This window comes from Proteiniclasticum ruminis, assembly GCF_900115135.1.
In the GTDB taxonomy this organism is placed as follows: Bacteria; Bacillota; Clostridia; order Clostridiales; family Clostridiaceae; genus Proteiniclasticum; species Proteiniclasticum ruminis_A.
This window is the reverse complement of sequence record NZ_FOVK01000001.1, coordinates 912,540-926,670: the sequence shown is the minus strand read 5'-3', so window position 1 is coordinate 926,670 and position 14,131 is coordinate 912,540. Positions and strand designations below refer to the sequence as shown.

Here is a 14,131-nt window from a genome sequence, read left to right as displayed (position 1 = left end):
TTTGAGCTTCAAAGCATATAAATGTATACTTTCAGTACAGAAATTATTTTGAAAGACAAATAAATAGAATAGAAATTGGAGTGGAGCAAATGGAGAAAATAAAACTGATTACGGATAGTACAAGTGATCTTACCCCAGAACTTATTAAAAAATATGATATTCATGTATTGCCTCTGACTGTGCATATCGGGAGCCAGAGTTTTAAAGATGGTGAGTCCATTTCTTTGGAAGAAATGTATCAAGGGGTACTCAATGGAGGACCTTTTCCTACAACGAGCCAGGTGAACCCACAAGAATTTCATGATGTTTATAAGCAGTATCTGGATGAAGGATATAAGATCATCTCAGTGCATATTTCCTCCCACCTTTCAGGGACACTCCAGTCGGCTGTGATTGCTAAGGATATGCTGGAGACGGAAGATGTGACCATCATTGATACGGAAGGAGTATCTGGTGTGATTTTCTTATCTTTAGTTGAAGCTGGGGAAATGATTCTAAGAGGGAAAAGCTTCCCAGAAGTTGTGGAAGCAATTCAAAAAACTGCGAAAGAAGTGAAGCTTCTTGCTACCTTTGACACATTGGAGTTTCTAGCCAAAGGTGGAAGAATTCCCAAGTCTGTAGGCGCTATTGGAGGATTTCTTGGAATCAAGCCTTTAATTTCATTGAAAGACGGAAAACTTGAAATGATGGATAAGGTAAGAGGAAATAAAAAGGCACTGAGTGCTTTGAAAGCCTTCATCGATAACACACCTGTACGAGAAGGCTCCAAAGTTGTAGTAATCAACTCTTTGGATAGTGAAACCAATAGAGCCGTCATCAAGCATCTGGAAGACAAAGGCATTGGCTATTATGAGATACAGGTTGGATGCGTTCTTGGTGTTCATGCTGGACCTAAACTAGTAGGCGTTTTCTGCCTAAGTGCATAAAGTTATGGAGAGTGTCGCTGGGACACTCTTTTTTTTTTGAAAAAGTGCACTAGATTTAATTGCATGCAACCTATTTACAAAACACCCGGATAGGGTATAATATAAGAATAGGGTATGGCATGAAAACCACATCTATATTATGATAGAACAAGAGAATTCATGGGGAGGATCATTATGACACATATTTACGATACCATCATTTTGGGGGGAGGCCCTGCAGGTCTTTCTGCTGCTTTGTATGCAGGCAGAGGGAAACTGGACACTTTACTCATTGAGAAGGCAACTTATGGTGGACAGGTAGCAACCACATTTGAAGTGGACAATTATCCTGGAACAGATATCGGGATCACAGGTCCGGAACTTTCTGAAAAGATGAGAAAGCAGGCAGCAGCTTTTGGAACGAATTTTATCAAAGAAGATATTATAGATGTGCAGCTGGATGAGAAAATCAAGGTGATCAAGACTGCCAAAGGCGAGTATCAGGCCAAAACGGTCATCATCGCTACAGGTGCAGAACCTAAGATGGTTGGATTCAAAGGGGAGAAAGAGCTGAGAGGCAGAGGTGTATCCTATTGCGCCACCTGTGACGCGGATTTCTATACGGATTTCCCCATTGCAGTCATTGGCGGTGGTGATTCTGCACTGCAGGAAGCACTGTATCTGACAAAATTTGCATCAAAAGTGACCATCATACACCGCAGACAAGGGTTTAGAGCGGCTCAGTATCTGGTGGATAAAGCGAAGGCAAATGAGAAGATTGAATTCATCCTGGATTCTGTTGTGGAAGAAGCAACGGAGGAAAAAGGCCTTCTGACCGGTCTTAGACTGAAGAATGTGCTGACAGGAGAACAATCAGATCTTCAGGTGGAAGGCGTGTTTGTTTTTGTAGGATATAAGCCCATATCAGATCTTTTCCAGGGAAAGATCAAAATGAATGAGTTTGGTGAAATCATCACTGATGTTTATATGAGAACCGATGTGCCTGGTGTCTTTGCAGCAGGGGATATCAGAGAAACCACCATAAGACAGGTAGTTACCGCAGCGGCAGATGGTGCAGTGGCAGCGATATCCTGTGAGAAATACCTTGGCGAAGCGGAATAAGTGAGCTGTTAAGAAGGTGCTTGCCAAGGTAAGCACCTCCTTTTATTCTGTTCTTTTTCTGCACATAATATTTTTTTGCAGTAGAATCCTTGACAAGAGAGACCCATCTCCAGTAGAATGGGGGAAATGAAAAAACTACTTTTAATCTGATACGAGAGATCAGGAAGGTATGAATTATTGAAGGAGACAGGTGTATTTTATTCACAGGATAAAATACAGGCAAGTCACCTTTCATTTTTAGCAGGAGTGAATATTCTTGCTGAGTATATTCGTAAGTAGATGCCTTCCCAATTATCGGGAAGGCTTTTTTCATGGAATTTTTTATAAAAGGAAGTGGACAAAATGAACAAGGCAAGGCATCTATTGGACTCACAGGATTTTAATATGGAAGAGCTTGAAAGGCTCTTTGGGCTGGCAGAGAAGATTCAGCAGCATCCAGAAAAGTATTTGGATGTGTGCAAAGGAAATCTTTTAGCCAGTCTTTTTTACGAGCCTTCCACCAGAACCCGATTCAGTTTTGAAGCTGCAATGTTAAGACTTGGGGGAGAAGTCATAGGATTTGATGACCCAAGCGGATCCTCGGTGGCGAAAGGGGAGAGTCTGGGTGACACATTAAAAACCGTGGAGTGTTATGCAGATGTGGCAGTGATGAGACATCCTAAAGAGGGTGCTGCAAAACTTGCTTCCCAGTATCTGAAAGCCATGCCGCTGATCAATGCCGGAGATGGAGGACACCAGCATCCCACTCAGACACTGACAGACCTTATGACCATCCGCAGCTATAAAAAGAGGCTGGATCATATGGTAGTAGCTGTCTGTGGGGATCTGCTCTTTGGAAGGACCATACATTCTTTGGTGAAAGCTCTGAGCAGGTATCCAGAAATCAAATTTCTTTTTGTTTCGCCTAAGGAGCTGAGAATGCCAGAGTACATCAAGGACTCTTTGTCTGCAGACACCTATGTGGAAATGGAGAGTCTGGAGGATGCGTTAACCGAAGCCGATGTGCACTATATGTCAAGAGTTCAGAAAGAACGGTTCTTCAGTGCGGAGGAATATGAACGGCTGAAAGATTTCTATGTGCTGTCTAAAGACAAACTTCGAAAAGCAAAAAAAGAGCTCATAGTAATGCATCCTCTTCCAAGAGTCATGGAGATCTCAACGGATGTGGATTCCGATCCGAGAGCTGTGTACTTTCAGCAGGCTAAACTTGGCATGTATGTGAGAATGGCTTTAATAATGACTTTACTGGAAAAGGGGGAGATTTCATGATCAATGTATCTGACATCAAAAAAGGTATCGTACTAGACCATATCAGAAATGGATGTGGATTCCGGATCTATCGGGAGCTGGGGCTCATGGATATCGAAGAGGTTGTAGTGCTTCTGCAGAACGTGCCCAGTGACAAGATGGGAAAGAAGGACCTGATTAAGATCGAGACAGATTTATGCATAGACCTGACAGTTCTTGGTCTTTTGGATCCCAATATCACAGTGAACTACATCGAAGACGGGATGCGGGTAAATAAAATCAAGCTCACACTGCCGGAGAAAGTCACAGGAATCATGAAATGCAAGAATCCAAGGTGCATCACGCATCAGGAGGAGATTCCATATCCGGACTTCTTTCTCAGCAGTGTGGAGAAAAAAATGTACCGATGCAGCTACTGCGATACGTATACCAGCTTATAAGGAGACAGATATGATAATAACCAATGTGATTATGATTGATGCCCATAGAGAACTGAGAGGCAGCCTGGTGATTGAGAATGGACTCATTAAGGAGGTACTGCCAGAACAGTTTCCTCTGGGAGAGCACGTGATAGATGGGAAGGGATACGCGCTTCTGCCCGCTTTTGTGGATCTTCATACCCATCTGAGAGAACCTGGATTTCCAGAGAAGGAAGATATGGAGTCAGGCATGCGTGCCGCACTGAAAGGTGGATTCGTACACCTTACCGCCATGGCCAATACGAAACCTGTCACCGATTCGAAAGAAAAAGTGATAAGAAATCTTGAGAAAGCAAAGCAGCTCTCATTATGCGATCTGACTCAGGTTGCCGCGGTGACAGAGGCGTTTCAAAATACTGAGAATGCACTGGTTGATTTTCAGTCCTTGCGCTCAGTGACCACTATGTTCTCAAATGACGGGAAGAACCTGGACTCTATGGAAGCCATGAAAAAAGCTCTGGAATACTCCAAAGAACTGGATTTCACGGTGTCCTGCCACTGTGAGCCCGAGGCAGAGTATACCAGAAAATACTTGGAACTGAACAGCAGGATTGGTGGAAATCTCCATATATGTCATGTATCGGAAAAAGAAACAGTGGATCTGATACGAACAGCAAAAAGGCAGGGAATTAAAGTCACCTGTGAAGTCACGCCCCACCACCTTTTTGCACACAGCATTCCTTATAAAGTTCATCCGCCATTCGCCAGGGAAGAAGATGTGGCTGCACTCATAGAAGGGATCAAAGACGGCACCATAGATCACTTAGCCACAGATCACGCCCCACATACGGCAAAGGACAAGCTGGAAGGTATGCCGGGCTTATCCAACATTGAATATGCATTTTCCATGTATCATACCGTCTTCCAGGAAAATGATCTTTCAGTATCCAAGCTGGTGGAGCTCTTAAGTGAGAATCCAGCAAAAAAACTGGGTTTGCCAATGGGGTCTTTCGAAAAAGGAAGCGAGGCCAATCTGGTTCTGGTGGATCTTCATAAAATCACAGAGATCAATCCGGATGAATTGATCTCCCGGGGAAAAAACACACCCTTTGCTGGGAGAAGAGTATTAGGTCAGGTGAAAATGACCATGAAGAGAGGAGAACTATATTATGATCATCGATAGACTTCAAAAAGAGGCGCTGGAAAAAAGCCCCATTTGTGTGGGACTGGACACTTCCTTAAGTTACCTGCCAAGAGAACTGAAAGAGAAGGACTGGTCCTTATCCGAAAAGATTTTTTACTTCAATAAGCAGATCATCGATCATACGGAGGATCTGGCTGCCTGTTTCAAACTCCAGATTGCCTACTATGAAGCACTGGGGCTGGAAGGACTGGTCGCATACAAAGAAACCCTGGCATATCTGAGAGAGAAGAATATTCTATCCATCGGAGACATCAAAAGAGGAGATATTCTCGCTACGCAGTCAGAATATGCCAAAGCCCATCTGACAGGGGAGTTTGAAGCAGACATCGTCACAGTGAATGCCTATATGGGGGAAGATGCGGTATCTCCGTTCTATCCATATATGACGGAGAAGGAGAAAGGGATTTTTGTACTTCTCCACACCTCCAATGAGAGTGCAGGGGATCTTCAGGAACTCATTTCAGGCGAGAAAGAGCTGTATCTCCATATGGGGGATCTTCTGGAGAAATGGGGCAGACCTTATCAGGGCGCTTCAGGTTTCAGTGCGGTGGGCGCTGTGGCAGGGCTGACTTATCCAAAGGAGTTTGAAAAACTCTCAGAGCTTTACCCGAATATGTTCTTCCTGATTCCAGGGTATGGTGCCCAAGGAGGAAGAGGAGAGGATTTAAGACCTGTGTTCCAAAAAAGAATCAATGGTGTGGTGAACTCTTCCAGGGGAATCATCGCTGCTCATGTAGGGAAAACTGAAGGAATGGATTTTACTTCCTTCGCCCGTGAAGCAGCTCTTCTTATGAAGGAGGATCTGATCGGATGGCAGTAATTCTTGAAAACAGATTTCTTGGCGACGAGATGTATCTTCTTTCTGCACAGTATGAAGGAAAGGCAGAACCTGGTCAGTTTTTTATGATAAGAAGCGCAGGAAGCTTTCCGTTACTGTCGAGACCTCTTAGTATTTTTGATGTTCAGGAAGACAGCATCTCATTTCTTTATAAAGTCATCGGAGAAGGAACCAAAGAGTTTTCAAGGCTTTCTCAGGGGATGGAGCTTGACCTCTACGGCCCTTTCGGCAAAGGATTTGATCTGACCCCAGAAGGCCTGAATGTTGCCCTGGTGGGGGGTGGTATGGGAGCAGCACCACTTTTCTATACGGCAAAACGCATGAGAGAATTGAATCCGGATCAAGAGATTACACTGTATCTCGGATTCCAGAAGGAAAATGCTGTGGTAGATGTTTTCAAAGAACTGAATCTTCCGCTCATCTTAAATTTCGGAGGTTATGTTTCAGAAGAAGTGGACTATGAAAAGCATGATGTGTTTTACACCTGTGGACCTGAGGTGATGATGAGAAGAGTCTCCAGCCACGGCAAAGAGTTTGGGAAGCCTGTCTTCGTCTCCTTGGAAAAACATATGGCCTGCGGCGTAGGAGCTTGTCTTGGCTGCACCTGCAAGACAAAGGAAGGAAACAAAAGAGTGTGTAAAGAAGGTCCGGTATTCCCCGGTGAGGAGGTATTCTATGAATAGGCTGGAGACAGAGTTTTTAGGGTTTACCATGAAGAATCCCATCACTGCAGCATCAGGAACATTCGGGTATGGAGAGGAGTTTCGCTCCTTTTATGACCCCAGTCTCCTGGGGGGCATATCGAGTAAAGGACTCACGCTTTTCCCCAAAGAAGGAAATTCAGGAATCCGGATCTGGGAAACACCTTCTGGAATTCTGAACAGTATTGGACTTGAGAATCCATCTGTAGGAAGATTCCTTGAGGAAGAATACAAGAGAATGAGAGCCATTGACTCTCTGCTTGTGGTGAATCTGGGGGGAAACACGCTGGAAGAGTATGTGGAAGGGGCCAGACTTCTTAATGAAGCGGACATTGATGTGCTGGAGCTGAACATCTCCTGCCCCAATGTGAAAGAAGGTGGAATGGCTTTTGGGGTGGATCCAAAGAGCGCAGAAAAAGTAACAAGAGCGGTGAGAAAAGCCACAAAACATAAACTTATGGTAAAGCTCTCTCCCAATGTGACTCATATCGGGGACATGGCAAAGGCTTGTGAAGAGGCTGGAGCCGATGCGATTTCGCTGATTAATACAGTGCAGGGAATGGCCATTGATGTGGATAGAAAAAAAGCGGTGTTTGATCAGACCTATGCGGGTCTTTCAGGGCCAGCGGTAAGACCCATTGCATTAAGAATGGTGCATCAGGCGGCAAAGGCTGTAAAAGTTCCTGTGGTGGGAATGGGCGGCATTGCATCTTATAAAGACGCCCTCTCCTTTCTCATGGCTGGTGCTGCTGCAGTGATGATTGGAACAGGACAGTTTGTAAATCCATATTTGGGAAAAGAAATGGTGGAAGATCTAGAAAGATACTGTGAAAAAGAAAACCTGATGAACATTGGAGAAATTCGAGGCATCGTGTAAAGAGAATGTGGGAGGAATGGAAAATGGAAGAAAAGATTAAAGAAATACTGGCAGAAACTGGGGCGGTGCTCAGTGGACATTTTCTGCTGTCATCTGGAAAACACAGCGGAGGATATGTGCAATGTGCGAAAGTGCTGAGATTCCCTGATAAAGCAGAAGTGATCCTGAAGCCTGTGGCAGAGAAACTGAAAGAAATGAAGATAGACAAAATTGTAGGACCAGCCATGGGAGGGATTCTGGTCGCTTATGAACTTGGCAGACAGCTGGGGATTGAAGCCATTTTTACTGAAAGAACTGATGGAGTCATGAGTCTTCGCAGAGGGTTTGAACTGAACAAAGGCGATAAGGTGGTCATCTCTGAAGATGTGCTTACCACAGGGAAATCTACACTGGAAACCCGGAAGGTTCTGGAGGCCTATGGTGCAGAGGTGGTTGCAGTGGCATCCATCATCGACCGGAGAGGAGAAAGCATGCTGGAGGATCTGCCTGTGATCAGTGCTGTGTCCTATCAGTTCAGCACCTATGAAAAAGAGGACTGTCCCCTTTGCAGAAGTGGAATGGAAGTTGTGAAACCCGGAAGCAGAACCATATTTTAGGAGGAAGCATGAAAAATTTTCTACATTTGGAAAACGGGATGGTTTTCGAAGGTCAGTCTTTTGGTGAGATGAAAGAAACCATAGGAGAGGTGGTTTTTCATACAGGGATGACTGGATACGAGGAGCTGCTCTCAGACCCTTCCTACCATGGACAGATGGTTGTGCTCACGCAGCCCCTGGTGGGAAATTACGGAATCACCCTGGAAGATCTACAGTCCGATGGACCTAAGCTGAAAGCGCTCATTGTCCGGGAGGCAGTAAAAGAACCATCAGGTTTCCGGTGTGAGATTCCCCTTCCAGATTTTCTGGAGCATCACAGAGTTCCTGGAATGGAATCTGTGGATACCAGAGCCCTGACCAGAGTTCTTCGGGAACATGGCACCATGAAAGGGCTTTTATCTGAAAGAAGACAGACTGCTACGGAAATTCGAAAAAAGCTCCAAAGTTTTGACAATGTGAAGCCAGCCCTTGCGGTGACCACCAAAGAGCGGTATACCCTTGGAAGCGGGAAACATCATGTAGCTGTGATGGATTTTGGCATCAAAAGGGGGATCCTGGAGGAGATTGTGAAAAGAGACTGGACAGTCACAGTTTTTCCTGCGGATACCAGTGCAGAAGTCATACTTTCGGAGCGTCCGGATAAAGTTCTCCTGTCCAATGGCCCAGGAGACCCGGAGTCCTACCAGGAGATTCTACAGGAAGTGAAAAAGCTCATGGGGAAAGTGCCGCTGCTGGGCATATGCCTTGGACATCAGCTACTGTCCCTTGCCTTGGGTGGAAAAACGGAAAAGCTTCTTTATGGTCATCGTGGCGCCAATCATCCGGTAGAAGACCTGGAAACCGGCAAGGTCTTCATCACCAGTCAGAATCATGGTTATGTGGTGACGGTGCTGCCAGAAGGGGTATCTGTTACCCATAGAAGCCTTCAAGATGGCACTGTAGAAGGGATTTGTGAAGAAAAGCTGCGGGTGCGAAGTGTGCAGTTTCATCCGGAGGCATCTCCGGGGCCATCTGATGCAGGCGTGATTTTTGACCAGATGCTGGAGATGGAAAAGGAGAGAGAGAATGCCTAAGAAAGAATATCTGAAAAAAGTGCTTGTCCTGGGTTCTGGACCCATTGTCATCGGGCAGGGAGCTGAGTTTGACTACTCAGGTGCCCAGGCTTGTCAAAGTCTCCGGGAAGAAGGAATGGAAGTTGTGCTTGTGAACTCCAATCCTGCAACCATCATGACAGACAAGGAAACGGCGGATATCGTCTACGTGGAACCATTGACGGTGGAGGTTGTTACGAGAATCATTGAAAATGAAAAACCCCAGGGGCTCCTTCCAGGCATGGGAGGGCAGACAGGACTGAATCTGGCGCTGGAATTATATGATCTTGGTGTACTGGAAGCCCATGGGGTGGAAGTTCTAGGCACATCCATCGACTCCATAAGAAAAGGAGAAGACCGGGAGCTTTTCAGAAATCTCATGGAAGAGATCGGAGAACCGGTGGTGGAGAGCCTCATTGCTTCCGACCTTTCTGAGGTGAAAGAAGCGGCGAAAATGCTGAAGTTTCCTATCGTGGTTAGACCGGCCTATACATTGGGGGGCACTGGAGGAGGCATAGCAGAAAATGAGGAGGAGCTTCTTCTAACGGCAGAAAAAGGTCTTATGCTGAGCCGTGTGCATCAGGTTCTTCTGGAAAAATCTGTGAAAGGATGGAAAGAAATCGAGTTCGAAGTCATGCGAGACAGTAATGGTACCGCCATCGCAGTCTGCAGCATGGAAAATATGGATCCCGTTGGGATTCATACAGGAGACTCCATCGTCGTGGCCCCAGCTCAGACGCTTACAGACAAAGAACTCCAGATGCTACGAAGTTCAGCGCTTCATATCGTGGATGCCGTGGGTATCGAAGGCGGATGCAATGTGCAGTTTGCGTTAGACCCCCATAGTTTTCAGTATGCGGTGATAGAAATCAATCCAAGGGTGAGCAGATCATCCGCTCTTGCATCCAAGGCTACCGGATATCCCATTGCAAAGGTTGCAGCGAAGATTGCGCTGGGGTATCATCTCCATGAAATCCCCAATGCTGTGACAGAAAAAACCACAGCGGCCTTCGAACCCTCTCTGGACTATGTGGTGGTGAAGATCCCCAAATGGCCCTTTGATAAGTTCTATACTGCAGACCGGAAGCTGGGTACGAAGATGATGGCCACAGGAGAAATCATGTCCATCGGCAACAGTTTTGAAAGTGCTCTGCTGAAAGGACTGCGGTCTCTGGAAATCAAGAAGTACGCACTCCGCCATGAGGAAGCAAGAAATATGAGCTTTCTCACATTAAAGGAAAAAGTGATGTATCCCAATGATGAACGGATTTTTTATCTGGCAGAGCTTTTACGAAGAGGGATGCATATACTGAAGCTCTCTCAGGAGACTGGAATTGACCGGTATTTTCTCCATAAGATCCAAGGGATAGTAAAACTAGAGCAGCAGCTGGAATCCATGAAAAAGGAGAACATCACCGAGGAGATTCTGAGAAATCTCAAGCAGAAAGGGTTTTCTGACAAAGGGATTGGAGATCTTGTAAAGACCTCACCCAATGAGATTTTTGAGATGAGAATGATGTGGAACATTCACCCCGCCTATAAAATGGTGGATACCTGCGCAGGAGAATTCGATGCAAGAACGCCCTATTACTACTCCACGTATGATCAGGTGACAGAATCAGTGCCGTCGGGAAGAAAGAAAATCATGGTCATTGGTTCTGGTCCCATCCGCATCGGTCAGGGCATTGAGTTTGACTATTCCAGTGTTCATGCCATAAAAGCGTTAAAGAACCTCAACTATGAAACAATTCTTGTGAACAGCAATCCAGAAACAGTCAGTACGGACTTCAATATTTCGGACAAACTCTATTTCGAACCATTAACGGAAGAAGAAGTCTTTAATATCATTGCCCTGGAACAACCTGAAGGAGTGATCCTCCAATTTGGTGGACAGACCGCAGTGAAACTGTCAAAATTCCTTCTGGAGAAAAATGTGCCGATCTTAGGTACAGCACCCGAAGCCATTGATGCTGCAGAGGACAGAGAGAAGTTTGAGGCGATACTGGAGCAGTATGGCATTAAACGGCCAGTAGGAAAAGGAGTCTGGGCTGTGGAGCAGGGAGAGGCCTTTGCACGGGAAGCAGGATATCCTGTCTTAGTTCGGCCTTCTTATGTCCTGGGAGGACAGGGAATGGAAATCTGCCATGAAGAAGAGGAACTGAACTATTACTTGAAGAATGCCTTTAGGAAAGATCAGAAGACACCGGTGCTCATTGATCAGTATATTGATGGGATGGAGCTGGAGGTGGATGCCATATGTGACGGGGAAGATATTCTTGTGCCAGGAATCATGGAACATCTGGAGCATGCAGGCGTCCATTCAGGAGACAGTGTCAGCATCTATCCGCCGGTAAATGTGTCTTTCGAGATGAAAGAAAGGGTTCTTCAAGTGGTGAGAACTTTATCCAAGGCGTTGAACATCGTGGGGATGATGAATCTGCAGTTCATCGTAAAAGGAGAGGAGCTTTACATCATTGAAGTAAATCCTAGAGCCAGCAGGACTGTGCCTTTTATGACAAAAGTTACAGGTCTTCCGGTCATAGCCATTGCCACGGAAGTGATGCTGGGCAGAAAACTGAGAGAGATGCCATACGGTATAGATCTTTATAAGGAGATTGAAGGCTCCACGGTAAAAGTGCCAGTGTTTTCTACTGAGAAGCTACCCCAAGTGGAGGCTTCCCTAGGACCGGAGATGCGTTCCACCGGAGAAGTGCTCGGCGCTGGCCATACCTTGGAGGAAGCTCTGTATAAAGGATTTCTGGGGGCTGGCATCAAGTTGAGGACTGAAAGAAAAAACATTGCGGTCACCCTTGGAGATACGGACAAGGAGAAGTTTGAGCCTCTGGCCAGAATGATGAAGACTCTTGGATTCCATTTTTACGCAACCGAGGGTACCAGAAGAAAACTTTATGAATGGGGAATTGAATCAGAGCTTGTTCATAAACTGGACGAAGAAAAACCATCTATCCTGGATCTCATCGAGCAGCAGAAACTGGACATGATTCTCAATACACCTACCAAAGGAAATGATGTGAAACGAGATGGCTTTAGAATCAGAAGAGCAGCGATAGAGTCAAAGGTGGAACTGATGACAAGTTTAGATAAGATGTCTGCGTATCTTCGTATCCTGTCCATGGATATTGAAAGAACGTCCATAAGCCTCTATAAGTTATAACAAAAGAGAAAGAGAGAAGGGAAAACCGAGAGAAAGGGAGACCTTTCTCTTTTCATTTTTGACCCATATCAAAGAAACTCTACAGGAAATCTGACATAATGAGTCTGCTGTATTTGCTAAGATGATAAAAATGCCTTACAATATAATTGTGTAAAATTTAAATTACGCTGCAGCTTATGCAGGTTAAATGGAGGAAAATATGGAAAAGATTGCAATACTCGGTGCCACAGGAAAAATAGGGTCCAGAATTCTTATGGAACTTATCGAAAGAAGTTATGTCATCACAGCGATTTCAAGAAATGCTTTTGATCTGCCCGGAAGCACACTGATCATCGGATGTGAGGGTGACATTATGAACGAGAAAGTGATTTCAGGACATGTGATGGCACTGGAAAATGAGGTGCTCATCAGCGCCATCAGTCCGGATCCCCATGATCTTGAGAGTTTTCTCACCGCCACGGAGAATCTGATTAAAGTGGCAGAAAAGGCAGCTGTAAAGAAGCTGATCACCGTAGGTGGCGCAGGAAGTCTTCTTCTACCCGACGGAAAAATGCTCATGGAAAAAGAAGGGTTTCCTGATTTCGTGAAGCCAATATCTGATATTCACAAAAGAGCGTTGGACATTTATAAAAGCCTGGAAGGAAAGAAGTTCGATTGGATTAATGTCAGTCCCGCGGAAACCATTGAAGCGGATGAGAAAACAGGAAAGTACAGAATCGGTGCGGATGATCACCTTCTCATGGATGAACAAGGGAGATCCTTCATCAGCATGGAGGATTTTGCCTCTGCAGTTGTAGATCTCATTGAGGATGACACCTATAAAAATCAAAGAATAACAGTTTCTTATTAAAAATTAAGCATATTATAAGAAATTGGTAGAATTACTGACAAAAATCAGCTAAAATAATGGAAGAATCAGATGATAATCTATGATGATCTTGAATTATTGCAGTATATGATGGACAGAATGAGACTGTACGCTTTGGGCAGCGTATGGGACAAGGGGGCAAAACATGCGATATAAGCATATTCTGACTGGTGTGTCGGTTTTTCTGGGGATTTCTATTCTAATTAATTTGGTGCTGCTTCAGGTCGTCTGGAGCGCGAATAAACAAGTGAACATCAATACCAATCGGATTAAATATCTGGAGGACAACATCGACACTCTGGTGGAAGACGCCATGAAGGTCGGTGGTCATGTGGAATCCATATTAGAGGATGTCAACTGGACAATATCTGAGCTGGTGGATGAAGAGGAGAAAACCGCCCTTCTTCATATAGAGTTCAAACTAAGATCCATGGATTCAAGTGCCAGGGTCTACGCTTCCATTGAATCAGGAGACCAGGAGGCTGTGCTGATGGAGGCACATCTGCTGAATGACACCACATATTCGGTTGACCGGGAAGTCAATGTTCTGGAGCCTATTCGCATTGATCTTATGGTGGAGAAGTATGGAGAGAAGCGGATTGAGAATCTTGTCAATGAGCTTGAACTTTATAAGACATACATTGCAGACACTTCATTCAATCTGCTGGATTTTAACTCCACCTATAACGGCGAAAGAGAAGAGCTCAATTTGTCCTTCAGCACAGAACTGATGATTTCTGCGAAAAAAGATTGGGAGCTTGTGCGCTCGGAGTACATCCTGGAAAAGAATGGGGTAGTCATGGAGCGGGGAGATCTTTCCAAATCAGACACGGATATTCCTGATGCTCTAGTTTATGAAGGAGGAGTGGGAAGCCTTTCTGTGAAAGCGACAAAGCTGGATCAGATTCGCCTTGCAGTGGTCATGAAAGATAAACTTGGGTTTACGTATCGGTATGACTTTGCTGAATTCTCCCACAAGGATGGTGAACCTGTAGTGACCACGACCTCTATGCCTGAACTTACATTACACTAGACTTGTAGAGAAAATAGCGGATAAAATAAAACAGCTGCTTCGTGCAGCTGTTTT

The 14,131-nt window shown here is 45.1% G+C and carries 13 protein-coding genes; all 13 read left to right on the top strand.

Annotation, left to right across the window (positions count from 1 at the left end; translation table 11 throughout):
* The first annotated feature begins 89 nt into the window (after window positions 1-89).
* The 13 genes from BM243_RS04310 (at window position 90) to BM243_RS04250 (ending at window position 14,077) form a co-directional block, all read left to right on the top strand.
* A complete protein-coding gene (locus BM243_RS04310; protein ID WP_074910787.1) occupies window positions 90-926 on the top strand; it encodes a DegV family protein in 837 nt (278 codons plus the stop codon).
* Between the two features lie 174 nt (window positions 927-1,100).
* Window positions 1,101-2,027, top strand: coding sequence for a thioredoxin-disulfide reductase (trxB, locus tag BM243_RS04305; RefSeq protein ID WP_074910785.1), 927 nt, complete (start codon window positions 1,101-1,103; stop codon window positions 2,025-2,027).
* 342 nt (window positions 2,028-2,369) lie between these two features.
* Window positions 2,370-3,296 carry an aspartate carbamoyltransferase gene (pyrB, locus tag BM243_RS04300; protein WP_074910783.1) on the top strand — a complete coding sequence of 309 codons (927 nt, stop codon included), beginning with the start codon at window positions 2,370-2,372 and terminating at the stop codon, window positions 3,294-3,296.
* Window positions 3,293-3,715, top strand: coding sequence for an aspartate carbamoyltransferase regulatory subunit (locus tag BM243_RS04295; protein ID WP_074910780.1), 423 nt, complete (start codon window positions 3,293-3,295; stop codon window positions 3,713-3,715). Before pyrB ends, BM243_RS04295 begins: the two co-directional genes overlap by 4 nt.
* 10 nt (window positions 3,716-3,725) lie before the next feature.
* On the top strand, window positions 3,726-4,877 hold the full coding sequence (locus tag BM243_RS04290) for a dihydroorotase (protein WP_074910777.1): 1,152 nt from the start codon (window positions 3,726-3,728) through the stop codon (window positions 4,875-4,877).
* Complete coding sequence (pyrF, locus tag BM243_RS04285; RefSeq protein WP_074910775.1) at window positions 4,864-5,718, top strand: orotidine-5'-phosphate decarboxylase; 855 nt, start codon at window positions 4,864-4,866, stop codon at window positions 5,716-5,718. The genes BM243_RS04290 and pyrF overlap by 14 nt, the downstream gene beginning before the upstream one ends.
* On the top strand, window positions 5,709-6,419 hold the full coding sequence (locus BM243_RS04280; protein WP_074910772.1) for a dihydroorotate dehydrogenase electron transfer subunit: 711 nt from the start codon (window positions 5,709-5,711) through the stop codon (window positions 6,417-6,419). Before pyrF ends, BM243_RS04280 begins: the two co-directional genes overlap by 10 nt.
* On the top strand, window positions 6,412-7,314 hold the full coding sequence (locus BM243_RS04275) for a dihydroorotate dehydrogenase (protein WP_074910769.1): 903 nt from the start codon (window positions 6,412-6,414) through the stop codon (window positions 7,312-7,314). The genes BM243_RS04280 and BM243_RS04275 overlap by 8 nt, the downstream gene beginning before the upstream one ends.
* Before the next feature lie 23 nt (window positions 7,315-7,337).
* Complete coding sequence (gene pyrE / locus BM243_RS04270; RefSeq protein WP_074910767.1) at window positions 7,338-7,910, top strand: orotate phosphoribosyltransferase; 573 nt, start codon at window positions 7,338-7,340, stop codon at window positions 7,908-7,910.
* 8 nt (window positions 7,911-7,918) lie between these two features.
* A complete protein-coding gene (locus BM243_RS04265) occupies window positions 7,919-8,983 on the top strand; it encodes a carbamoyl phosphate synthase small subunit (protein ID WP_074910764.1) in 1,065 nt (354 codons plus the stop codon).
* On the top strand, window positions 8,976-12,176 hold the full coding sequence (carB, locus tag BM243_RS04260; protein ID WP_074910761.1) for a carbamoyl-phosphate synthase large subunit: 3,201 nt from the start codon (window positions 8,976-8,978) through the stop codon (window positions 12,174-12,176). Before BM243_RS04265 ends, carB begins: the two co-directional genes overlap by 8 nt.
* A gap of 199 nt (window positions 12,177-12,375) precedes the next feature.
* On the top strand, window positions 12,376-13,026 hold the full coding sequence (locus BM243_RS04255) for an NAD(P)-dependent oxidoreductase (protein ID WP_177213454.1): 651 nt from the start codon (window positions 12,376-12,378) through the stop codon (window positions 13,024-13,026).
* A 163-nt stretch (window positions 13,027-13,189) separates the two neighbouring features.
* Entirely contained in the window at window positions 13,190-14,077 is an 888-nt protein-coding gene (locus BM243_RS04250; RefSeq protein WP_074910756.1) for a hypothetical protein, read from the top strand.
* The last annotated feature ends 54 nt before the right edge of the window (window positions 14,078-14,131 follow it).

Coding starts and splice junctions, on each gene's coding strand:
- trxB (WP_074910785.1), top strand. CDS start 1,101: ATGACACATATTTACGATACCATCATTTTGGGGGGAGGCCCTGCAGGT.
- BM243_RS04295 (WP_074910780.1), top strand. CDS start 3,293: ATGATCAATGTATCTGACATCAAAAAAGGTATCGTACTAGACCATATC.
- carB (WP_074910761.1), top strand. CDS start 8,976: ATGCCTAAGAAAGAATATCTGAAAAAAGTGCTTGTCCTGGGTTCTGGA.
- BM243_RS04255 (WP_177213454.1), top strand. CDS start 12,376: ATGGAAAAGATTGCAATACTCGGTGCCACAGGAAAAATAGGGTCCAGA.
- pyrF (WP_074910775.1), top strand. CDS start 4,864: ATGATCATCGATAGACTTCAAAAAGAGGCGCTGGAAAAAAGCCCCATT.
- pyrB (WP_074910783.1), top strand. CDS start 2,370: ATGAACAAGGCAAGGCATCTATTGGACTCACAGGATTTTAATATGGAA.
- BM243_RS04290 (WP_074910777.1), top strand. CDS start 3,726: ATGATAATAACCAATGTGATTATGATTGATGCCCATAGAGAACTGAGA.
- BM243_RS04310 (WP_074910787.1), top strand. CDS start 90: ATGGAGAAAATAAAACTGATTACGGATAGTACAAGTGATCTTACCCCA.
- BM243_RS04275 (WP_074910769.1), top strand. CDS start 6,412: ATGAATAGGCTGGAGACAGAGTTTTTAGGGTTTACCATGAAGAATCCC.
- BM243_RS04280 (WP_074910772.1), top strand. CDS start 5,709: ATGGCAGTAATTCTTGAAAACAGATTTCTTGGCGACGAGATGTATCTT.
- BM243_RS04250 (WP_074910756.1), top strand. CDS start 13,190: ATGCGATATAAGCATATTCTGACTGGTGTGTCGGTTTTTCTGGGGATT.
- pyrE (WP_074910767.1), top strand. CDS start 7,338: ATGGAAGAAAAGATTAAAGAAATACTGGCAGAAACTGGGGCGGTGCTC.
- BM243_RS04265 (WP_074910764.1), top strand. CDS start 7,919: ATGAAAAATTTTCTACATTTGGAAAACGGGATGGTTTTCGAAGGTCAG.